Raw genomic sequence first — 23,313 nt, forward strand, 5'->3', positions numbered from 1 at the left:
CCGGCCTCGAGGAGGTGAGCCCGGAGGGGCCACGCCCCCCACCCCCCGGCAGGCCGCCGACCCGCACGGCACCGGAGCGAACCGGGAACGGGCACCGCCCCGAGAGGAACCGCCACAAGGGCACCGCCCCGGTCCCGTTGTGCCCACCCGTCCCGCCCTGCGGGACGATTGCCCACAACGGGGAGCGGGAGGCACCGCCCGGAGGGGCGACTGGCCACAACGGGGCTGGGAGCCGTGCCCGGTGGGCGGCCGGCGCCGGGGCGAGGGACAGTGGATGCGGGTGAACCCGCGGGGCCGGGCCGGGCCGGTCAGGACTCGGGTTCCGCGAGGGCGGCGAGGAGGTGCTCGCCGTATTTGGCGAGTTTGTTCTCGCCCACGCCGCTGACGCCGCCCAGCTCCGCGAGGGTCGAGGGCGGGGCGGCGGCGATCTGGCGGAGGGTGGCGTCGTGGAAGATGACGTACGCGGGGACTCCCTGCTCCTTCGCCGTCGCCGCGCGCCAGGCGCGGAGCCGTTCGAAGACCGGCAGCGCCTCCTCGGGGAGGTCGGCGACCGGGGCCCGCTTGGGCGCCTTGGCCGCGCGGGCCGGGCGGTCCGGTTCGCTGCGCAGCAGGACCTCGCGGCGGCCGCCGAGGACGTCGGCGGAGGTGTCGGTCAGGACGAGCGTGCCGTAGTCGCCCTCGACGGCGAGGAGACCCTGGGCGAGGAGCTGGCGTACGACGCCGCGCCACTGGGACTCGTTCAGCTCGGTGCCGATGCCGAAGACGCTCAGGGCGTCGTGGTCGAACTGGATGACCTTCGCCGTCTTGCGGCCGAGCAGGATGTCGATGATCTGGCCCGCGCCGAACTTCTGGTTCCGCTCCCGCTTGAGGCGTACGACCGTCGACAGCAGCTTCTGCGCGGCGATCGTGCCGTCCCAGGACTTCGGGGGCGACAGGCAGGTGTCGCAGTTGCCGCAGGCGGTGGACTCCTGGCCGAAGTACGCCAGCAGCCGCACCCGGCGGCACTCGACCGTCTCGCACAGGGCGAGCATGGCGTCGAGGTGCGCGGCGAGCCGACGGCGGTGCTCGGCGTCGCCCTCGGAGCCGTCGATCATCTTGCGCTGCTGGACGACGTCCTGGAGCCCGTACGCCAGCCAGGCCGTGGAGGGCAGGCCGTCCCGGCCGGCGCGGCCGGTCTCCTGGTAGTAGCCCTCCACCGACTTCGGCAGGTCGAGGTGGGCGACGAAGCGTACGTCGGGCTTGTCGATGCCCATGCCGAAGGCGATCGTCGCGACGACGACGAGTCCGTCCTCGCGGAGGAACCGCGACTGGTTCTCGGCGCGGGTGCGGGCGTCGAGGCCCGCGTGGTAGGGGACGGCGGCGATGCCGTTCTCCACCAGGAACGCCGCCGTCTTCTCGACGGACGCCCGGGACAGGCAGTACACGATGCCCGCGTCGCCCGCGTGCTCGCCGCGGATCAGCTCCAGCAGCTGCCGCTTGGGCTCGTTCTTCGGGGCGATGCGGTACTGGATGTTGGGGCGGTCGAAGCTCGCCACGAAGTGCCGGGCGCCGGTGAGGTTCAGCCGGGTGGCGATCTCGGCGTGGGTGGCCCGGGTGGCGGTCGCCGTCAGGGCGATGCGCGGCACGTCCGGCCACCGCTCGTGGAGGGTGGACAGCTGGAGGTAGTCGGGGCGGAAGTCGTGGCCCCACTGGGCGACACAGTGCGCCTCGTCGATGGCGAACAGCGAGATCGTGCCGCGCCGGAGCAGCTGGAGCGTCGACTCGACCCGCAGTCGCTCCGGCGCCAGGTACAGCAGGTCCAGCTCACCGGCGGCGAACTCGGCCTCGACCAGCCGCCGCTCGTCCAGGTCCTGCGTGGAGTTGAGGAACCCGGCCCGTACCCCGGCCGCCCGCAGCGCGTCGACCTGGTCCTGCATGAGGGCGATCAGCGGCGAGACGACGACCCCGACGCCCGGGCGGACCAGCGCGGGGATCTGGTAGCACAGCGACTTGCCGCCGCCGGTCGGCATGAGGACCAGGGCGTCACCGCCGCCCACCACGTGCTCGATGATCTCCCGCTGCTCGCCGCGAAAGGAGTCGTAGCCGAAGACCTTGCCCAGCACCCGCAGGGCGTGGTCGGTCTCGTGGTCCACGTGGTCGTCGCCGGGGGAAGTCATCCGGCGATTCTACGAGCGGCCGCCCCGAACGGCCCAAACGGCGAACGGGGCGGCCGACTGTCTGGTAGGGCTGCGGCCCGCGCTACGGGGCCTTCGTGCTCGCCGCGCGCACGCGACCGCCCAGGCGGCTCCGGGGGCGTCCGTACACGAAGTACACGACGACACCGGCGGCCATCCAGACCGCGAAGCGGAACCACGTCTCGCCCGGCAGGTTGAGCATCAGCCACACCGACGCGGCGACCGAGAGGATCGGGATGAACGGCACCCACGGGGTGCGGAACGCGCGGTGCAGGTCGGGGCGGGTGCGGCGCAGGATGATCACGCCGAGGGCGACGACGACGAACGCGAAGAGCGTGCCGATGTTCACCAGGGTCGCCAGCTCGTTGATGCTGGTGAAGCCGGCGATGATGGCGATCAGCACGCCGAGGAGGATGGTGGGGCGGTACGGGGTGCGGAACTTCGGGTGTGTGACGGAGAAGAACCGCGGCAGCAGCCCGTCGCGGCTCATCGCGAAGAACACCCGGGTCTGGCCGAGGAGCAGGATCAGGCACACCGTGGTCAGGCCGACGGCGGCGCCGAAGCTGATCACACCGGCGTAGAAGGGGTGCCCGGTCGCCTTGAAGGCGTCGGCCAGCGGGGCGCTCACCGACAGCTGGCTGTAGTGCTGCATACCGGTGACGACGAGCGAGACGGCGACGTAGAGGATGGTGCAGATGAAGAGCGAGCCGAGGATGCCGCGCGGCATGTCCCGCTGCGGCAGCTTGGTCTCCTCGGCGGCGGTGGCCACCACGTCGAAGCCGATGAAGGCGAAGAAGACGACGGACGCGGCGGTGAAAATGCCCATGACGCCGAAGTTCGTCGGCTCGTAACCGAAGATCGTCTGGACCAGCGGCGCGTCCCAGCCGGAGGAGGCCGGCGGGGTGACGGGGTCGGGGATGAACGGCGAGTAGTTGTCGCCGACGATGAAGAACAGGCCGGCGATGATCACGATCATGACCACGGTGACCTTGATGGCCACGACGAGGGCCGTGATGTTGGCGGACAGCTTCATGCCGAGCACCAGGATCACCGTCAGGACCAGCACCAGCAGGAAGGCCAGGAGGTCGAAGGTGCCGCCCGCCACGTCCGGCCCCTGCAGCCCGGCGGGCAGGTGCCAGTCCACGTTGTCCATCAGTGAGCGTACGTAGCCGGACCAGCCGACGGCGACCACCGCGGTGCCGAGGGCGAACTCCAGGACGAGGTCCCAGCCGATGATCCAGGCCGGCAGCTCGCCGAGGGAGGCGTACGCGAAGGTGTACGCCGACCCGGCCACCGGGACGGTCGAGGCGAACTCCGCGTAACAGAGGGCGGCCAGCGCGCAGACGATGCCCGCCGTGACGAAGGCGAGGGCCGTGGCCGGGCCGGCGGTCTCCTTGGCCACCTTTCCGGTGAGGACGAAGATGCCCGTGCCGATGATGACGCCGACGCCGAAGACCGTCAGGTCCCAGGCGGACAGCGACTTCTTGAGTGCGTGCTCGGGCTCCTCGGTGTCCTGGATCGACTGCTCGATGCTCTTTGTCCGGAACATCCCGGTGTCGCGTGATTGCTGGCCCATACTCACCGGCGTACCTCCGTAGCCATCGGCCTCTGTCGCCCATGATCGAGAGGGGTGCGGGACTGCGCCCGTCCTGAGGGGCCCTTTCACACGAAAGGACCGGCCGGAAACCCCTCGGGGTACTCCGACCGGTCCAATGGCGGGATGCGGGGACGTCAGTCGCGGGCGGCTTCGATCTCCGCGTCCTCGTCCTCGTACCGGCCGTCCAGCTTGGAGACCAGGCCGGTGACCTGGCGGGCGATGTCGGGGGCGGTCAGCCCGATCTCGGCCATGACCTCCTTGCGGGAGGCGTGGTCGAGGAAGCGCGGCGGGATACCGAAGTCGCGCAGCGGTACGTCGACGCCCGCGTCGCGCAGCGCCTGGGCGACCGCGCAGCCGACGCCGCCGACGCGGCCGTTGTCCTCGACGGTGACGACGACGCGGTGGCGGTCGGCGAGCGGCGCCATGGCCTCGTCGACCGGCTTGACCCAGCGCGGGTCGACGACGGTGGTGGAGATGCCCTGCTTGTCGAGCAGGTCGGCGATCTCCAGGCACATGGGCGCGAGCGCGCCGACGGAGACCAGCAGGACGTCGGGCCGGTCCGTGCCGGCCTCGCGCAGCACGTCCATGCCGCCGATACGGCCCATGGCCTCGACGGCCGGGCCGACCGCGCCCTTGGAGTAGCGCACGACGGTCGGCGCGTCGTCGACCTCGACGGCCTCGCGCAGCTGGGCGCGGACCTGGTCGGCGTCGCGCGGGGCGGCGATCCGGATGCCGGGGACGACCTGGAGGATCGACATGTCCCACATGCCGTTGTGGGAGGCGCCGTCGGTGCCGGTGATGCCGGCCCGGTCGAGGACGAACGTCACTCCGCAGTTGTGCAGGGCGACGTCCATCAGGACCTGGTCGAAGGCGCGGTTGAGGAACGTCGCGTACACCGCGAAGACCGGGTGGAGCCCGCCGGTGGCGAGGCCGGCCGCGGAGACGGCGCCGTGCTGCTCGGCGATGCCGACGTCGTACACCCGGTCGGGGAAGGCCTTGGCGAACTTGTCGAGGCCCACCGGCTGCAGCATGGCGGCGGTGATGGCGACGATGTCCTCGCGCTCGTGGCCGAGCTTGACCATCTCGTCGGCGAAGACGCCGGTCCAGTCGGCGCCGGAGGAGGAGATCGGCAGGCCGGTGTCCGGGTGGATCTTGCCGACGGCGTGGAAGCGGTCGGCCTCGTCGGCGAGGGCGGGCTGGTAGCCGCGGCCCTTCTCGGTGAGGCAGTGCACGATGACCGGGCCGCCGAACCGCTTGGCGCGGGTCAGGGCGGACTCCAGGGCCTCGATGTCGTGGCCGTCGATGGGGCCGACGTACTTCAGGCCGAGGTCCTCGAACATGCCCTGCGGGGCGATGAAGTCCTTCAGGCCCTTCTTGGCGCCGTGCAGCGTCTCGTACAGCGGCTTTCCGACAACCGGCGTGCGGTCGAGGATCTCCTTCGTACGGGCGAGGAAGCGCTCGTAGCCGTCGGTGGTACGGAGGGTGGCGAGGTGGTTGGCGAGGCCGCCGATCGTCGGGGCGTAGGAGCGCTCGTTGTCGTTGACGACGATGACGAGCGGGCGGTCCTTGGCCTCGGCGATGTTGTTGAGCGCCTCCCAGGCCATACCGCCGGTGAGGGCTCCGTCGCCGATGACGGCGACGACGTGGTCGTCCTTCTCCAGGACCTCGTTGGCCTTGGCGAGGCCGTCGGCCCAGCCGAGGACGGTGGAGGCGTGGCTGTTCTCGATGACGTCGTGCTCGGACTCGGCGCGCGCAGGGTAGCCGGACAGGCCGCCCTTCATCTTCAGCTTGGAGAAGTCCTGGCGGCCGGTGAGCAGCTTGTGGACGTAGGACTGGTGGCCGGTGTCCCAGAGGATCTTGTCCTTCGGGGACTCGAAGACGCGGTGCAGGGCGATGGTCAGCTCGACCACGCCGAGGTTCGGCCCGAGGTGCCCGCCGGTCTTGGAGACGGCGTCCACCAGGAAGGACCGGATCTCCGCGGCCAGCTGGTCCAGCTGCTCCGGGGAGAGCCGGTCGAGATCGCGCGGGCCCGTGATACGGGTCAGCAGAGCCACCCGTGCCTCCTTGCGTGTTGAGCTGGTCGAGCTGCCGATTTTGTCGAGTCTAATGTTCCGCCCCGGACGATGGTCATCGGGCGGTGCGTAATGCGTCAGCCATTGGCTCAGACGCAGCAATGCCCGGCGCCGGTTGAGGGCGCCGGGCATTGCGAGGGTCACACTATGCGCGACCAGCGGTCTTCTGCGTACGGCGGGAGACCGAGTCGATCACGACGGCGGCGAGGAGCACCGCGCCGGTGATCATGTACTGGATCTCCGAGGCCATACCCAGCATGTTCAGGCCCTGCTGGATCGACTGAATCACGATCATGCCCAGCAGCGCGGACCAGACCTTGCCGCGGCCGCCGAAGAGGCTGGTGCCGCCGATGACGGCCGCCGCGATGACGAGCATCAGGGTGTTGCCGCCACCCAGGCTCTTGGTGGCACCGCCGGAGAGGCTGGCCACGAAGAGGCCGCCGAAGGCGGCGAGCAGGCCGGAGAGGCCGAAGACCAGGATCCGGACGCGGTCGACGTTGATACCGGCGCGGCGGGCCGCCTCGGCGTTGCCGCCGACCGCGAAGACCTGCCGGCCGAAGGTGGTGCGGCGGGCGACGAAGTCGGCGACGACCAGGACGGCGAGGAAGAGCACCAGGGCGAGCGGCAGGCCGCGGGCGCCGGCGGGCTCGTTCAGGACGTACGCGACGACGAAGCAGAGCACCGCGACGACCCCGGCGCGCAAGCCGATCTCGCTGACCGGGCGGGCCGGCAGGGCGGCCGCCTTGCGGCGCTTGCTGTCCAGCAGTAGCGACGCGGCGTAGGCGAGGACGGCGACCAGGGCGAGGCCGTAGGCGGCGGCCTTGTCCTCGAAGTAGTAGCCGGTCAGGTGCTCGACGACGCTGCCGGTGGGGGCGTTGATGGAGCCTTCCTGGCCCATGAGCCAGATCTGCAGGCCGCTCCAGCCGAGGAAGCCGGCGAGCGTCACGACGAACGCCGGTACGCCGATCTTGGCGAAGAAGAAGCCGTGGAGCAGGCCGAGCGCGAGGCCGGAGAGGACGGCGATCGCGACGGCGAGCCAGTCGTTCATGCCGTTGCTCACATTGAGCACGGCCCAGACGGCGGCGCCGACGCCCGCGACGGAACCGACCGACAGGTCGATCTCACCGAGGATCAGGACGAAGACGATGCCGACCGCCATGATGCCGAGGCCGGAGGTGTAGACGGCGATGTTGGCGACGGAGCTGGCGGACAGGAAGTTGCTGTTCTGGGACTGGAAGACGATCGCGATGACGATCAGGCCGATGAAGACCGGGAGGGAGCCCAGCTCACCGCCGCGCACCTTGCGGGTGAACTCGGTCCAGTAGCCCTTGAGGCCCTCCTCGCGTACGAGAAGGCGGGGGTCGACGGCCGGGATCGGGGCGGCGGAGCCCTGGGTCTCGTTCTCGGGGGTCTTGGTGAGGTCGCTCACTTCGCGTCCTCCTTCGTGGCCGTACGCGCCTGCCGGCGGGTCACGGCGTTGTCCGTGGCGCCGGTGATCGCGGCGATGATCGTTTCGTGGGTGGTGTCCTTGACGTCGAAGACACCGTTGTTGCGGCCCAGGCGGAGGACGGCGACCTTGTCGGCGACAGCGCGCACATCGGCCATGTTGTGGCTGATGAGGATGACGCCGTGACCGCGGTCGCGCAGCCGCTCGACCAGGTCGAGGACCTGGGCGGTCTGCTCGACGCCCAGGGCGGCGGTCGGCTCGTCCAGGATGACGATCTTGGGGTCGCCGATCAGGGCGCGGGCGATGGCCACGACCTGGCGCTGACCGCCGGAGAGCGAGGCGACGGGGATGCGGACGCTGGGGATGCGGATGGACAGGGTGTCCAGCAGCTCCTTGGCGCGCTTCTCCATCGCGATCTCGTCGAGGACGGAGAGGCTCTTCAGCTCGCTGCCGAGGAAGAGGTTGGCGACGACGTCGAGGTTGTCGCAGAGGGCCAGGTCCTGGTAGACGGTGGCGACCCCGAGGTCCTGGGCGTCGTTCGGCCGGTTGATCCTGACCGCGTTGCCCTCCCATTCGATGGCGCCTTCATCGATGGGGTGGACCCCCGAGATGGTCTTGACGAGCGTCGACTTGCCGGCGCCGTTGTCGCCGACCAGGGCGACGACCTCACCGGCGTGGATCTCCAGGTCTACGTCGGTCAGCGCCTGGACGGCGCCGAACCGCTTGGAGACTCCGCGCAACGCCAGCACGGGCGTAGCGGACACGTGAATCATCTCCTTCGCCGCCTGTCCGGCGGGGATGGTGGTACGTGGAGCTTGGGGGGTGGACGGAAGGCTGAACCGACACCTGCCGCGGCCCGGCCGGAGGCCGGGGCCGGTGGCCGGGTGGCCGTGGCCGTGACCGGGTGGCCGTGGCCGGGTGGCCGAGGCTGAGGCCGCTGCCCGCGGCCGGTTGGCCGACTGTCGGGGACACTGGCTCCGGCCGTAGCCGGTGACCGGGGGCCGCCAGGGCGGGAGGCCCCGGGGGCCCCGGGGGAGTCCGGCGCCCGGCCGTGCTTGCGGGGCGTGGAGCGCGGGCGCCGGACCGGTCCGGGAGGGGGCGGGGCGGGGCGGGCTACTTGATGCCGGCCGCGGCGCAGGCCGCCTTGTACTCGGCCGTGCAGATGTCCGCGGCCTTGTAGACCTTGTCCGCGATGATCGTGGAGGCGATGTTCTCCTTGGTCACGATCTGCGCGTCGTACAGCTTGGCCGGGATGTCCTTGAACTCGCCGGTGAGGCTGGTGACCTTCGTCGGGGTCAGGTCGTCGATCTTCTCGCCCTTGAGCAGGCGGACCGCGATCTCCGCCGTGGTCTCGGCCTCCGGCTTGATCTGCTTGTAGATCGTGAAGGCCTGGTCACCCGTCAGGATGCGCTGGAGACCGGCGAGCTCGGCGTCCTGGCCGCCGACCGGGACCTTGATGCCCTGCTTCTTCAGGGCCGTGATGATGCCGCCGGCCATGCCGTCGTTGGCCGAGTAGACGCCCTGGAAGCCGTCCTTGCCCAGGGAGTCGATGGCGGCGCCCATCTTCTTGTTGGCCTCGTCCGGGGACCAGTCCGGGATGTCCTGCTCGTAGACGACCTTCTTGACGCCGGTGTCCAGGACGCTGTGCGCGCCCTTCTTGAACAGCGGGGCGTTCGGGTCGGTCGGCGAGCCGTTGATCATGACGACGTTGCTGTCCTTGGCCTTGGCGCCGAGCGCCTTGACCAGGCCCTCGCCCTGCAGGCGGCCGATCTTCTCGTTGTCGTACGACACGTACGCGGAGATCGGGCCCTCGGCGAGACGGTCGTACGCGACGACCTTGACGCCCTGCTTCTCCGCGCCCTGGACCCAGGACTTGGTGGCCTTGTAGTCGACCGAGTCGAGGATGATCACCTTGACGCCCTGCGTGACGAGCGCGTCGAACTGCTTCTTCTGGGTCTCGGTGTCCTGCGCGGCGTTGTTGTACTTGACCTCGCAGTCGTCGCACAGTTCCTTGATCTTCGCCTCGATGATCGGGCGGTCGAAGGTCTCGTAGCGGGTCGTCTTGTTCTCCGGCAGCAGCAGACCGATGGTCTTGCTGTCGCCTCCACTGCCGCCGGCGGTGTCGCCGCCGTCGCCCGCCTTGCCACAAGCGGCGAGGGAAGCGGCCATGGAAACCGCTGCCGTGCCTATGACGATGCGTCGCGTCATTGCGTTCATGTGGGGTTGCCTCCCTGACGAGGCCGCGACGTTGCGGCCGAGGTGGCTGGAAGTCAACTCGGCCGTAACGTCGTCGTCAAGGAGTAAATTGACAACGAGATGACAACGGTGCCATCCGTTATCTAAGTGAACGCAGGAGCGACCGGCGACAGGGCGCTCTCAAGAAGGGTCGAATCGCCCATTTCACTCAGTACGAGGGCGAGCGCGCCGAGCACCTCGGCGCGGCCGCCGAGGGCCCCCGGAGCGACCGACAGGTGCCGGGCGGCGCTGGGGATGGCGTACCGGGAGACCGACTCCCGGATGGGCCCGAGGACCAGTTCCCCGGCCTCGGCGAGGTCGCCGCCCAGGACGACGCGGCTGGGGTTGAGGAGATTGCACAGGTTGGCCACGCCGCTGCCGATGTGGCGGCCGACGTCCCCGATCACCCGGCGGCAGCCGGGGTCGCCCTCGCGCGCCAGCTGCACGACCCGCTCCATGGTCAGGTCCGCCCCGTGGCTGGGCTGGAGCAGCGGCAGGACGTAGCGGGCGGCGGTGAACGTCTCCAGGCAGCCGCGGTTGCCGCAGCGGCAGACGGGACCCGACTCGTCGAGCGTGATGTGGCCGATCTCCCCGGCGGTGCCGCCGGGGCCCCGGTAGATCTGCCCGTCGATCACCAGACCGGCGCCGACACCGCTGGCGACCTTGATGTACGCCAGGTCCTTGACGCCGCGCCCGCCGCCCCAGACCAGCTCGCCGAGCGCGCCGAGGTTGGCGTCGTTGTCGACGTACACCGGCACGCCGAGGCGGCCGGAGAGCTCCTCGCTGGGGTTGATGCCGGTCCAGCCCGGCAGGATCGAGGTGGAACCGAGGGTCCCGGAGGAGACGTCGATGGGGCCGGGTACGCCGAGGCCGACGCCGACCACCTTGTCCTGGCCGATCCCGGTGGCCGCGATCAGCCGCTTGACCAGCGCTTCCGCCCGGCCGAAGCCCTCCTCGGACGAGGCGTCGACATCGAGCGGCTCGGACTCCTCGGCGAGCACCTGGTGGGCCAGGTTGCCGACGGCGACCCGCAGGTGGGTGTGGCCGAAGTCGACGCCGATGACGATGCCGGCGTCGCCGCTGAGCGAGACGCTGCGGGCCCGGCGGCCGCCCGCGGAGGTGGGGGTCACCTCGACGGTGCCGCCGTCCTTGAGTTCCCGGACGATGTTGGAGACCGTGGCGGCGGAGAGGCCGGTGCTCCTGGCGATCTCCGCCTGGGTGAGCGAACCGGCCATACGCACCGCGCGCACGACCCGCTCGAGATTGGCCCGATGCAGAGATGTCTGCGACCCCGGAGTCTCCATCGACTCACTCACTCCTGCCGTTTTCTCCAACATGTGAACTCTAAGCTGAGCCTTTTGGGTTGGTCCCCGTCAAGACCTTGAGCGTTGTCGGCCTCTGATGAGCGAATGAGATGCGGAGGAAACGGATATTTACCTGCATGACGTACGGAAACGGCCCGTCGGGAGCAATCACTCCACCGACGAGCCGTTTCGGTTCGTGACGTGAACTACTTCAGCGCACCGGCCGTGAGACCGGACTGCACCTGACGCTGGAAGACCGAGTAGACGATCAGCACCGGCAGCATGGCAATCATCATTCCGGCCATCAGGGCGCCCCAGTCGTTCTCATAACCCTGCTGCAGGGCGATCATCGCCAGCCCCTGGGTGAGGACGTATTTGTCCTCCTGCTGATTGAGCACCATCGGCAGCAGGTACTGGTTCCACTGCCCCAGGAAGTTGAAGATCCCGATGCTGATCAGGCCGGGCTTGGCCATCGGCAGCATCACCTGGAAGAACGTCCGCGTGTGCGAGGCACCGTCGATCATCGCCGCCTCGGCCACCGAGGTCGGCAGCGTACGGAAGAACGCCGTCATGAAGAAGACGGTGAAGGGCAGCGAGTACGCGATGTAGACCAGGATCAGCCCGTGGTAGGTCGCCAGCAGCGAACTGCCCGGGAAGTCCCGCATGACGAAGAAGAGCGGAATGACCAGCATGAAGACCGGGAAGGACATGCCGGCGACGAACAGGTAGTAGATGAACCTGTTGCCGGGGAAGGTGAAGCGGGCCAGGACGTACGCGGCCATCGACCCCAGCACCATCGTGCCGATCACGGACCCGCCGACCACGATCGCCGTGTTGGTGAAGTACTGGCCCATGTTCGCGTCGTTCCACGCGTTGGACCAGTTCTCCCAGCGCAGGACCGTCGGCAGGCCCCACGGGTCGGTCAGGATGCCGTTGCTGTCCTTGAAGGCGCTCCATGCCACCCACAGCAGCGGCACGCCCACCATCAGCGCCCACACGACGAGGATGCCGTGGGAGAAGACGTTGAGCACCCCGCCCTCGGAGGTGCGGCCGGTCGTCGGGCCGAGCCGCCGGGTGACCTTGGCAGGCGTCGGGGACTCCTGCTTGGTCACCGCTTCGACCTCTTCGATCTCTTCGGTCGTCATCCGCCGTACCCCTAGTACTCGATCCGCTCACGGCGCGCGAAACGCATCGTGAGCACTGCGAACGTCATGGTGACGATGAGCATCGCGACGCCCATGGCGGAGGCGTAGCCGAACTGGCTGTCCCGGAAGGCCGTCAGGTACAGCCGCAGCGGCATGACGTCCGTGGCGCCGTCCGGGCCGCCCATGTTCACCGACATGATCTGGACCAGCGCGAAGGCGTCCAGGGCGATGATGCCCATGTACACCCAGCCGGTCTGGACCGTGTCCCACAGCAGCGGGAGGGTGATCCGGAAGAAGGTGTGGAAGCGGTTGGCGCCGTCGAGCAGGGCCGCCTCGTACATGTCCCGGGGGATGGAGGCCATCGCGGCGGAGAACAGCACCACGTAGAAACCGACGTGACCCCAGACCATGACCGCGCTGATGCACCACAGCGCGAGGCTCTTCTCCCCCAGCCAGGAGTTCTGCAGGCCCTCCAGGCCGACCGCACCCAGCAGGGAGTTGAGCATGCCGTCGTCCGGGTCGGGGTTGTAGATGTTGAACCAGATGACCGCGATGATCGTGATGGAGATGACCTGCGGGAAGAAGAAGACGAACTTGTAGAACTTCGAGCCGGCGACACCGGTGACGACTTCGTTCTTCCGCCGCCGGCCGCCCACATTCAGCATGAAGGCGAAGAAGAGGCCCAGCGCGAGCGTGACGACGGGGACGAGCGCCAGCATGTAGACGTTGTGGCGCAGCGCGTTCCAGAACTCGTCGCTCTCCCACAGCTTGCTGAAGTTGTCCAGGCCCACGAACTCCGCGGTGCCCACCAGACCGGACCAGTCGGTCATGGAGATCTGGAATGCCTGGACGAACGGCGAGATGACGAAAACGCCGTAAATGAGCAGAGGCAGGGCCAGGAAGCCCACGATGAATCGGTATTTGCCGTGTTGCATGGTGCTCCCCGGCCCTTCCCCTCGTCTGTCGAACTGTCAGGTCAGGCGGTCCGACATGTCACACGGTGCGCTTGAACTTGGTGACGGAGTCGTCCTTGGCCACCTTGTCGCACTCGGCCTGCGTCTTCTTGATCCAGTCGGCGGCCTTCAGCTCGCCGGCGAGCAGCTGGCCGGTCAGGCCGCCGATCTTCTCGTCGGTGAGCGCCGGGTACCACTCCTGGAGCTGAAGACTGATCAGGTTGTCCCCCGCCTCCTTGAAGACCTTGCTGGCGGAGGCGAGGCCGGGCGAGAGAGTCATGCCCTGGGTGGCGTCCATGACACAGGTCAGGGACTTCACCTTCGTCGCGAAGTTCTGGGCGTGCTTCTTGGAGAGCATGATGCGCAGCAGTTCCATGCCGCCGGCCGGGTTCTTGCCCTTGGCCGCGACGATGTACGGCTCGCTCGGCTCGGCGCGCAGGGTGCCGTGCGGCATCTTGTCGCCGGTGCCGTCGAAGAGGGCGCCGACGGCCATGCCGAAGTCGGCGGGCGTGGTGGGGGCGGCCTCGTTCTCGACCCAGGAGCCGTTGGGGATGAAGACGGCCTTGCCCTTGTTCCAGGCGGTCTGGGACTGGATGTGGGTCAGGCCCTGGCTGCCTTCGAGGAAGTACCTCTTGGCCGCGAGCTCCTCGTAGTGCTCGACGACCTCCTTGACCGCGTCGTTGGAGGTCCAGGCGCCCGGCTCCAGGTTGTCGATCGCGATCCACTTCTCCATGCCGCCGATCTTGGCGATCTGGGCGAAGAGGTTGAAGTGTACGTAGTAGGGGAATTTGCCCGCGTACGTCCAGGGGGCGATGCCGGCCTTCTTGATCTCGCCGCAGAGGGTGACCATCTCGGAGAGGGTCTTGGGGTACGTCCAGCCCTTGTCGGCGAGCAGCTTCTGCGAGTACCAGGTGCCGTAGATGGTGAAGGCGTAGTAGAGCACGTCGAAGGTGTCGCCGTGCTTGCCCTTCTCGACGGTGCTCGGGTGGATCGTGTCGCGGACCTTCTTCGCCGGGTCGTCGAGCGACGGCGCGTCGAGCAGCGGGGCGAGGTCCTGGAGCTGGCCCTGGGTGGACAGCTTGTTCATGTCGAGGTGGTCGGCGCCGGAGTTGTCGATGACGTCCGGCGGGTTGCCGCCCGCGAAGCGCGGGGTGAGCTTGGGGCCGACCTGCTGGGTGCCGGTGTGCTTGACCTCGGCGCCGTAGGTGGCCTTGTAGTCGGCCTCGGCGTCCTTGGCGTACTGGTCGCCGAGTCCGCCCTTGAAGATGAACGCCTCCAGCGGGGCGCCCTTGGCCACGCCGAGCGGGTTCTTCTCGGACTTGGGGCCGCGGGGGGCCTTGGTCTCCTTGTCGTTGCCGCCACCACCACCGGTGGCGCAGGCGGACAGGACGCCCATGGTGGGTACGGTGATCAGGCCGAGCGCGGCGGACCGCTTGATCAGATCGCGACGGCCGAGGCCGTCACCGTCGTTGCGGGCGGAGGTGGATCCCATGCGCAAGTCCTCGCCTTCTCCAGGACTCAGGCGGTGTACCGGTCGCCCGTCCTGCTCGCCAGAGGCGAAAGGGCCCCGCCACCGCGGTCAATTGCTGGGTCGTGCAGGTGCTGGGTGGTCGTGCAGTGCTGGACGCCGACAGGTATAGTCCACTTCTCGTCAACTGAGCAAGATCGAAAGCAACTTTGGGCAGCAGTCTTTCCCGAGTTGAGACCTCAGGGAAACCCGGAACCGCCGGGTGCGCATTCGTGTCGCGAAGGTTCGGCAGAACGGCTGAATTCGATCTTCCCGTCACGCCAACACCCTTGACACCGCATATCACTTACCTCCCTACTGTTCGTGCGCAGATCGTCTGACAACGTTGTCCAACGCGCTTCGGCAGGAGGCAGGACGCGGGATGCAGCCCAGACAGCCCAGCACGTCCGCACCGAGAATCCGTCACCGACACCCCCGTACGGCCGCCCTCGTGGCGGCCGCTTCACTGATCGCGGCGGCCACCCCGCCGGCCGCCGCCCTCACCCTGCCCGGCCAACCCGCCGTGGCCGGCCAGGAGTTCCACACGTCCTTCGAGGCGGACGAACGCCCACCGGACTGGCGCGACACCGTCGACGTGGGCGCCGACGGCCGCAAGCGGGCCTCCGGCGTCGACGGCGCCTTCTCGGCTGGCATACCGGGCAACGTCACCGACAAGGTCACCGCCCTGCGCGCCAGCGGCGAGAACAGCGGCGCAGGCGAGACCAAGGAGAACCTGGTCGACCTCCAGCCGAGCACCAAATGGCTCACCTTCTCCCCCACCGCCTGGGTCGAATTCGATCTGGACGAACCCGTCAAGGTGGTGACATACGCGCTGACTTCCGCGAACGACCACGCTCCGCGCGACCCGAAGAACTGGACGCTCAAGGGTTCGGCCGACGGCACGGAGTGGAAGGTTCTGGACACCCGAGAGGGACAGACGTTCGCCAAGCGCTTCGAGACCAGGACGTACGACTTCAACAATTCAACGGAGTACGCGCATTACCGGCTGGAGATCACCGAGAACAACGGCGCCACCGGCATCACCCAGCTCGCCGACGTCCAGTTCTCGAACGGTGACGCCTCCACGCCCGTCCCGCCCGACATGCGCAGCCGCGTCGACCGCGGCCCCGGCGGCTCCCCCACCGCCAAGGCGAACGCCGGGTTCACCGGGGTGCGGGCGCTGCGGTACGCGGGCACGCACCGGCCGGGCGGCCGGGCGTACTCCTACAACAAGGTCTTCGACGTCGACACGGCCGTGCGGCGCGACACCGAGCTGTCGTACCGGATCTTCCCCTCCCTGCCGGAGACGGACCTGACCTACCCGGCCACCAACGTCGCCGTCGACCTGGCCTTCACCGACGGCACGTACCTGAGCCAGCTGGGCGCCGTCGACAGCCACGGCGGGGCGCTCACCCCGCAGGGCCAGGGCGCCGCCAAACGGCTCTACGTCAACCAGTGGAACCAGGTGACGGCCGGGGTCGGGACCGTCGCGGCCGGCAAGACCGTCGACCGGATCCTGGTGGCGTACGACTCCCCCAAGGGCCCCGCGACGTTCCAGGGCTGGATCGACGACATCGGCATCGAGCGCGCCGCGCCGGCCGAGCACCGGTCCCGTCCCTCCGACTACGCCTCGACCGTACGCGGCACCAACTCCAGCGGCTCCTTCTCACGCGGCAACACCTTCCCCGCCACCGCCGTACCCCATGGGTTCAACTTCTGGACGCCGGTGACCAATGCCGCGTCGAAGAGCTGGCTGTACGAGTACGCGCGCGGCAACAACGCCGACAACCTGCCCACGGTGCAGGCGTTCAGCGCCAGCCATGAGCCGAGCCCATGGATGGGCGACCGGCAGACCTTCCAGCTGCTGCCGTCGGCGGCCGCCGGGAGACCGGAGACCGACCGTGTCCGCCGCGCCCTGCCCTTCCGCCACGAGAAGGAGACGGCCAGGCCGCACTACTACGGCGTGACCTTCGAGAACGGCATCAAGGCCGAGATTGCCCCGACCGACCACGCGGCGATGATGCGGTTCACCTACCCGGGCGCGGACGCCTCGGTGGTCTTCGACAACGTCACCGACGAGGGCGGGCTGACGCTCGACCCGGCGACCCGGTCCTTCACCGGCTTCTCGGACGTCAAGAGCGGCCTGTCGACCGGCGCGACCCGGATGTTCGTGTACGGCGTCTTCGACGCGCCGGTCACCGGCTCCGCGTCGGCGGGCGTCAAGGGGCACCTGCGCTTCGACGCCGGCGCGGACCGGACGGTGACGCTGCGCATGGCGACGTCGCTGATCGGCGTGGAGCAGGCGAAGCGGAACCTGGCCTCGGAGATCCCGCCGGGGACGGGCTTCGAACGGGTACGGGCACGGGCACAAGCGGCGTGGGACCGGATCCTCGGCCGGGTGACCGTCGAGGGCGCGACCCGCGACCAGCTCGTCACCCTCTACTCCAACCTCTACCGGCTGTACCTGTACCCCAACTCGGGCTTCGAGAAGGTCGACGGCAGGGACCGGTACGCCAGCCCCTTCTCGCCGCAGACCGGGCCGGACACCCCGACGCACACCGGCGCGAAGATCGTCGACGGCAGGGTGTACGTCAACAACGGATTCTGGGACACGTACCGGACGACCTGGCCCGCGTACTCCTTCCTCACCCCCCGCAAGGCGGGCGAGCTGGTGGACGGCTTCGTCCAGCAGTACAAGGACGGCGGCTGGATCTCCCGCTGGTCGTCCCCCGGCTACGCGGACCTGATGACCGGTACGTCGTCGGACGTCGCGTTCGCCGACGCGTACGTCAAGGGCGTCGACTTCGACGCGGAGGCGGCGTACGAGGCGGCGCTGAAGAACGCGACGGTGGTGCCGCCCTCGTCTGGCGTGGGCCGCAAGGGCATGGGGACGTCCCCGTTCCTCGGCTACGCCTCCACCGCGACGCACGAGGGCCTGTCGTGGTCCCTGGAGGGCTACCTCAACGACTACGGCCTGTCGAGGATGGCCGACGCGCTCCACAGGAAGACCGGCGAGGCCCGCTACAAGGAGGAGGCGGCGTACTTCCTGGGCCGGGCCCGCAACTACGTCACGCTCTTCGACAAGGACGCCGGCTTCTTCCAGGGCCGGGACCTGAAGGGCGAGTGGCGGGTGCCGTCGGCCTCGTACGACCCGCGTGTCTGGGGCTACGACTACACGGAGACCAACGGCTGGGGTTATGCCTTCACCGCGCCGCAGGACAGCCGGGGCCTGGCCAATCTGTACGGCGGGCGTTCCGGTCTGGCGGAGAAGCTCGACACGTACTTCGCGACGCCCGAGACCGCCTCGCCGGAGTTCGTCGGCTCGTACGGCAGCGTCATCCACGAGATGACGGAGGCGCGGGACGTACGGATGGGCATGTACGGGCACTCCAACCAGGTCGCCCACCACGTCACGTACATGTACAACGCCGCCTCGCAGCCGTGGAAGACGCAGGAGAAGGTGCGCGAGGTGCTGTCGCGGCTGTACACGGGCAGCGAGATCGGGCAGGGCTACCACGGTGACGAGGACAACGGCGAGCAGTCCGCCTGGTGGCTGTTCTCGGCGCTGGGCTTCTATCCGCTGGTGATGGGCAGTGGGGAGTACGCGATCGGCTCGCCGCTGTTCACCAGGGCGACCGTACGGATGGACAACGGGCGGACGCTGGTGGTCAAGGCCCCGGAGAACAGCGCGACGAACATCTATGTCCAGGGCCTGAAGGTCAACGGCAAGCGCTGGACGTCGACGGCGGTGCCGCACGCGCTCGTCGCGCGGGGCGGTGTGCTGGAGTTCGAGATGGGGCCGGAGCCGTCGGCATGGGGTACGGGGCCGGGCGCGGCGCCCGTCTCCATCACCCGGGACGACCGGGTGCCCTCGCCGCCCCGGGACGTGCTGGCGGGCGCGGGCGAGTTGTTCGACGACACGTCGGCGACGGCCGCCTCGGTGGAGGCCGTGGAGCTGCCGGTTCCGGCGGGCGGCACGCGGGCGGTCCAGTACACGCTGACGTCGTCGGCGCGGGCCACCGCCCCGGCGGGCTGGGTGCTGCAGGGCTCGCGGGACGGTACGGAGTGGACGGACCTCGACCGGCGGTCGGGTGAGTCGTTCGCCTGGGACCGGCAGACCCGGGTGTTCACGGTGGCGCGGCCCGGTGCGTACGAGAGGTACCGCCTGGTGCCGAGCGCGGTGTCGGTGCTGGCGGAGGTGGAGTTGCTGCGCTGAGCAGGCGGATGTCCGACCCGGCGCGCGTGCGGACAGGCGTGCGCCGGGTCGCCATCCATGTCCGGGCGTTCGCTCTTCGCGCTGGATGTCGGTGGCGGGGACGCGGCACTAGGTTGCGGAATTGGCGGGGACATGCCTAGTGAAGGGCAGCCTGATGACGCACGCTCCGGAGAGGTCTCGGTCCGCTTCCCCAGCACCAGTGGGTACGTCGCTTTTCGTCAACGGCCACTTCCCCAGGCGGCGGGCACTGATCATTCTCGTCAGCGCCCTGTTCGGTTTCGCGCTGACGGTGGTCTGGTCGGCGGAGTTCGTCGACCGGACGATCGGCGACAACGTCGCCAGTGGACTGCTCGGGCACGAAGTGCGGGACGCCCCGATCGAAGGCGCCCTGGCCGGTGTGGCCTTCGCGCTCGCCACGGGTGTGGCGGGGACGTTCACCGCGTGCAACGTGGCGGCGTTCAGTGCGATCGCCCCGCTGGCGGGCAGCGTCCGCACCCGGCGCGGGCGGCTGGCGCAGGTGCTCAAGCCGCTGGGACCACTGGCCGCGGGGGCGGTGCTGGTGTCGGCGCTCTACGGGGTGATCGTCGCGCTGGTCGGGACGGGGATGCCGCAGTTCCAGGAGAGCGCGGGCGGGGCGTCGTCCGGCGTTTCGCCGCGGCTGGTCCAGGCGATGGTGGTGTACGGGATCATCGGCCTGGTGATGGTGTGTCTCGGGCTGGCTTCCATGGGCCTGGTGCCCGATCCGCTGGCGCGGGTGTCGGCGCGGTACCCGAGCGCGCCGATGTTCGTGATGGGGGCGCTCATCGGGGCGTTCCTCATCGGGCGTCCATTCGCCCTGTTCCGGCAGTTGTTCCGGGACGCGGCGGAGAGCCACAACGTCCTTTACGGGGCGGTGGCGTTCAGCCTGCAGGCGGTCGGGAACGTCCTGATCATGGCGGTCCTGTTCGTCCTGATGGCCCTGCTGGCCGGTGACCGGCTGGGCCGCTGGTTCGCGGCCGACCCGCGCCGGGCGTCCGCCGTGATGGCGGCGGCGTTCATCGCCGCGGGGGTGTTCATGATCCTGTACTGGGACGTGCGGATCCTGGCCCGGCGGGAGGTCATCTGGTACCCGATGGCCCCGTGGGCGTGACGGACACGGGAAGGGCCGCACCCCCGTCGGGGGTGCGGCCCTTGCGCCGGGCGCCTGATCCTCAGTTGCGGATCAGGTTGCGCAGCACGTACTGCATGATGCCGCCGTTGCGGTAGTAGTCCGCCTCACCGGGGGTGTCGATGCGGACGACCGCGTCGAACTCGACTCCCGTGTCGGTGGTCACCTTGACCGTGCGGGGCGTGGTGCCCTCGTTGAGCTCGGTGACGCCGGAGATGGAGAAGGTCTCCTCGCCGGTCAGGCCCAGGGACTCGGCCGACTGGCCCTCGGGGAACTGGAGCGGCAGGACGCCCATGCCGATGAGGTTCGAGCGGTGGATGCGCTCGTACGACTCGGCGACGACGGCCTTGACGCCGAGGAGCGCGGTGCCCTTGGCGGCCCAGTCGCGGGACGAGCCGGAGCCGTACTCCTTGCCGGCCAGGACGACGAGCGGGATGCCCTGGTCGATGTAGTTGCGGGAGGCGTCGTAGATGAACGACACCGGGCCGCCGTCCTGGGTGAAGTCGCGGGTGTAGCCGCCCTCGGTGCCCGGCGCGATCTGGTTGCGCAGGCGGATGTTGGCGAACGTACCGCGGATCATGACCTCGTGGTTGCCGCGGCGTGAGCCGTAGCTGTTGAAGTCGCGGCGCTCGACACCGTGCTCCGTGAGGTACTGGCCGGCCGGGGTATCGGCCTTGATGGCACCGGCCGGGGAGATGTGGTCGGTGGTGACCGAGTCGCCCAGCTTGGCGAGGACGCGGGCGCCGGTGATGTCGGAGACCGGGGTGGTCTCCATCGTCATGCCCTCGAAGTACGGGGGCTTGCGGACGTAGGTGGACTGCGGGTCCCACTCGAAGGTGTTGCCGGTCGGGATCGGCAGCGCCTGCCACTGGGCGTCGCCCGCGAAGACGTCCTGGTAGGACTTGTTGAACATGTCCTCGCCGATGGCGTTGGCGACGACGTCGTTCACCTCGGCCTCGGAGGGCCAGATGTCCTTGAGGAAGACCGGGTTGCCGTCCTGGTCCGTGCCGAGGGCGTCCTTGGTGATGTCCACCTTCATGGAGCCCGCGAGGGCGTACGCGACGACCAGCGGCGGGGACGCCAGGTAGTTCATCTTGACGTCGGGGTTGATCCGGCCCTCGAAGTTGCGGTTGCCGGAGAGGACCGACGTGACGGCAAGGTCGTGGTCGTTGACGGCCTTGGAGACCTCCTCCGGCAGCGGGCCGGAGTTGCCGATGCAGGTGGTGCAGCCGTAGCCGACGAGGTTGAAGCCGACCTTGTCGAGGTACGGGGTCAGGCCCGCCTTGTCGAAGTAGTCGGTGACGACCTTGGAGCCCGGGGCGAGAGTGGTCTTGACCCACGGCTTGCGGGTCAGGCCCTTCTCGACCGCCTTCTTGGCCACCAGCGCGGCGGCGACCATGACGTACGGGTTGGAGGTGTTGGTGCAGGAGGTGATCGCGGCGACCGTGACGGCGCCGTGGTCCAGCTCGTACGTCGTGCCGTCGGCGGCGGTCACGGTGACCGGGTGGGACGGCCCGGCGCCCGGCACCACGGCCGAGTGCTGCGGGGCGCCCGCGCCGTTGTCCTCGTGGCCGTAGGCGGGGGCGTCGCTGGCCGGGAACGACTCGTCGCCGGCCTCGTCCACCGGGGAGGCGGCGGTGGGCTGCCCCTGCTGCCCGGCGACGTCGACGTAGTTGAGGACGTCCGCCCGGAACTGCTCGGCGGCGTTGGCGAGGACGATGCGGTCCTGCGGGCGCTTGGGGCCGGCGATGGAGGGGACGACCGTGGAGAGGTCCAGCTCCAGCTTCTCGGAGAAGTCCGGCTCGGCGGCCGGGTCCAGCCAGAGGCCCTGCTCCTTGGCGTACGCCTCGACCAGCGCGACCTGCTGCTCGGAGCGGCCGGTGAGCTTGAGGTAGTTCAGGGTCTCGTCGTCGATCGGGAAGATCGCGGCGGTGGAGCCGAACTCGGGCGACATGTTGCCGATGGTGGCGCGGTTCGCGAGGGAGGTGGCGGCGACGCCCTCACCGTAGAACTCGACGAACTTGCCGACGACGCCGTGCTTGCGCAGCATCTCGGTGATGGTCAGCACCAGGTCGGTGGCGGTGGTGCCGGTGGGCAGCTCGCCGGTGAGCTTGAAGCCGACGACACGCGGGATCAGCATGGAGACCGGCTGGCCGAGCATGGCGGCCTCGGCCTCGATGCCGCCGACGCCCCAGCCGAGCACACCGAGGCCGTTGACCATGGTGGTGTGGGAGTCGGTACCGACGAGGGTGTCGGGGTACGCCTGGCCGCCCCGGACCATGACCGTACGCGCCAGGTGCTCGATGTTCACCTGGTGGACGATGCCGGTGCCGGGCGGGACGACCTTGAACTCGTCGAAGGCGGTCTGGCCCCAGCGGAGGAACTGGTAGCGCTCCTTGTTGCGGCCGTACTCCAGCTCGACGTTCTGCGCGAACGCGTCGTTGGTGCCGAACTTGTCCGCGATGACGGAGTGGTCGATGACCAGCTCGGCCGGGGCCAGCGGGTTGATCTTCGCCGGGTCGCCGCCGAGCTCCTTGACGGCCTCGCGCATGGTGGCGAGGTCGACGACACACGGCACACCGGTGAAGTCCTGCATGATCACGCGGGCCGGCGTGAACTGGATCTCCTGGCTCGGCTGAGCCTGCGAGTCCCAGCCGCCGAGGGCCCGGATGTGGTCGGCGGTGATGTTCGCGCCGTCCTCGGTGCGGAGCAGGTTCTCCAGGAGCACCTTCAGGCTGTACGGGAGGCGCGCGGAGCCCTCGACCTTGTCCAGCCTGAAGATCTCGTACGACTCGTCGCCCACGCGCAGCGTGCTGCGGGCGTCGAAGCTGTTCGCCGACACGACAGTCTCCTTCATCAATGTGCGCGTTCTTACCGCATCCTGCCGCGATGGCTCCTCGCCGATCCGCTAAGGTAAGACTTAGTTAGGTAACCCTTACCGGCTGGCGCGGCTGCGGTGCGTCTTTCGGCAGATATCTCGATGTCGAGATAACTCTAGTACATGACCGCCCCGGACGACGAGGCGCGCCCGGGGGCTGTCGTGTCATGCGGTGATCATGCGGTGAAACGACGGGCGAAACGTCTCTGCCAGGGCGTCTCGACAGCGTGGCGGTCATAGTTCTGTCGAACGAATTGCACCGCTTCGTCCGCCGGAACCCCGTCCAGGACGGCGAGGCAGGCCAGAGCCGTACCGGTCCGGCCGCGGCCGCCACCGCAGGCGAGCTCGACACGGTCGGCGGCGGCGCGCTCCCACGCCTCGCGGAGGACGGTACGGGCGTCCGCCGGACTGCTGGGCAGCCGGAAGTCGGGCCAGCGCAGCCAGCGGGCCTCCCAGGGGACGGCGGGGGGCCGCTTGGCGAGCAGATACACGCCGTACGCGGGCGTGGGCCCGCCCGGCAGCGGCCGGCGCAGTCCGCGCCCCCGCACCAGTCGCCCGGACGGCAGCCGCAGGACACCGGGGTCGGCGGGGTTCCAGGTCTCGGTCATCCGCTCACGGTAGTCGCCGGGGGCGGAGCT

At 69.3% G+C, this 23,313-nt stretch carries 14 protein-coding genes; 2 read left to right on the forward strand and 12 right to left on the reverse strand.

Annotated features, from left to right (window positions below; genetic code table 11):
• Nucleotides 1-308: 308 nt before the first annotated feature.
• The 10 genes from recQ to ngcE form a co-directional block, all read right to left on the reverse strand.
• Nucleotides 309-2,156: a DNA helicase RecQ gene (gene recQ / locus BKD26_RS35055; RefSeq protein WP_084906638.1), complete on the reverse strand. Its 1,848-nt coding sequence runs from the start codon at nucleotides 2,154-2,156 to the stop codon at nucleotides 309-311.
• 82 nt (nucleotides 2,157-2,238) lie between these two features.
• The gene (locus BKD26_RS35060; RefSeq protein WP_084906640.1) at nucleotides 2,239-3,750 is read right to left on the reverse strand and encodes an amino acid permease; all 1,512 of its coding nucleotides are present in this window, start codon (nucleotides 3,748-3,750) and stop codon (nucleotides 2,239-2,241) included.
• Between the two features lie 155 nt (nucleotides 3,751-3,905).
• A complete protein-coding gene (gene dxs, locus BKD26_RS35065; RefSeq protein ID WP_084906642.1) occupies nucleotides 3,906-5,825 on the reverse strand; it encodes a 1-deoxy-D-xylulose-5-phosphate synthase in 1,920 nt (639 codons plus the stop codon).
• A gap of 163 nt (nucleotides 5,826-5,988) precedes the next feature.
• The gene (locus tag BKD26_RS35070; protein WP_073755193.1) at nucleotides 5,989-7,272 is read right to left on the reverse strand and encodes an ABC transporter permease; all 1,284 of its coding nucleotides are present in this window, start codon (nucleotides 7,270-7,272) and stop codon (nucleotides 5,989-5,991) included.
• Complete coding sequence (locus tag BKD26_RS35075) at nucleotides 7,269-8,063, reverse strand: ATP-binding cassette domain-containing protein (RefSeq protein ID WP_084906645.1); 795 nt, start codon at nucleotides 8,061-8,063, stop codon at nucleotides 7,269-7,271. The genes BKD26_RS35070 and BKD26_RS35075 overlap by 4 nt, the downstream gene beginning before the upstream one ends.
• 340 nt (nucleotides 8,064-8,403) lie before the next feature.
• Nucleotides 8,404-9,498, reverse strand: coding sequence for a substrate-binding domain-containing protein (locus BKD26_RS35080; RefSeq protein ID WP_241519001.1), 1,095 nt, complete (start codon nucleotides 9,496-9,498; stop codon nucleotides 8,404-8,406).
• Nucleotides 9,499-9,629: 131 nt separating this feature from the next.
• Nucleotides 9,630-10,829 (reverse strand): ROK family transcriptional regulator, encoded by a 1,200-nt coding sequence (locus BKD26_RS35085; protein ID WP_084906649.1) that lies wholly within the window; start codon nucleotides 10,827-10,829, stop codon nucleotides 9,630-9,632.
• Between the two features lie 206 nt (nucleotides 10,830-11,035).
• On the reverse strand, nucleotides 11,036-11,974 hold the full coding sequence (locus tag BKD26_RS35090; protein WP_084906651.1) for a carbohydrate ABC transporter permease: 939 nt from the start codon (nucleotides 11,972-11,974) through the stop codon (nucleotides 11,036-11,038).
• 11 nt (nucleotides 11,975-11,985) lie between these two features.
• Nucleotides 11,986-12,909: a sugar ABC transporter permease gene (locus BKD26_RS35095; protein WP_084906653.1), complete on the reverse strand. Its 924-nt coding sequence runs from the start codon at nucleotides 12,907-12,909 to the stop codon at nucleotides 11,986-11,988.
• A 58-nt stretch (nucleotides 12,910-12,967) separates the two neighbouring features.
• Nucleotides 12,968-14,419, reverse strand: coding sequence for an N-acetylglucosamine/diacetylchitobiose ABC transporter substrate-binding protein (ngcE, locus tag BKD26_RS35100; protein ID WP_084906655.1), 1,452 nt, complete (start codon nucleotides 14,417-14,419; stop codon nucleotides 12,968-12,970).
• Nucleotides 14,420-14,816: 397 nt separating this feature from the next.
• On the opposite strand from ngcE, the gene BKD26_RS35105 reads away from it, so the two are divergent.
• Together BKD26_RS35105 and BKD26_RS35110 are read left to right on the forward strand one after the other, a co-directional pair.
• Nucleotides 14,817-18,650, forward strand: a complete 3,834-nt coding sequence (locus BKD26_RS35105; RefSeq protein ID WP_084906657.1) for a GH92 family glycosyl hydrolase — start codon at nucleotides 14,817-14,819, stop codon at nucleotides 18,648-18,650.
• A 199-nt stretch (nucleotides 18,651-18,849) separates the two neighbouring features.
• Entirely contained in the window at nucleotides 18,850-19,779 is a 930-nt protein-coding gene (locus BKD26_RS35110) for a hypothetical protein (protein ID WP_107418106.1), read from the forward strand.
• Nucleotides 19,780-19,840: 61 nt separating this feature from the next.
• Here the strand turns inward: BKD26_RS35110 and BKD26_RS35115 are convergent, their stop codons facing one another.
• Nucleotides 19,841-22,639 carry an aconitate hydratase gene (locus tag BKD26_RS35115; protein WP_084906684.1) on the reverse strand — a complete coding sequence of 933 codons (2,799 nt, stop codon included), beginning with the start codon at nucleotides 22,637-22,639 and terminating at the stop codon, nucleotides 19,841-19,843.
• A 212-nt stretch (nucleotides 22,640-22,851) separates the two neighbouring features.
• Nucleotides 22,852-23,283 (reverse strand): protein-tyrosine phosphatase family protein, encoded by a 432-nt coding sequence (locus tag BKD26_RS35120; RefSeq protein ID WP_084906659.1) that lies wholly within the window; start codon nucleotides 23,281-23,283, stop codon nucleotides 22,852-22,854.
• Between the last annotated feature and the right edge of the window lie 30 nt (nucleotides 23,284-23,313).

The sequence above is a fragment of the Streptomyces sp. CB03238 genome, assembly GCF_002099185.1.
Classification (GTDB): Bacteria; Actinomycetota; Actinomycetes; order Streptomycetales; family Streptomycetaceae; genus Streptomyces.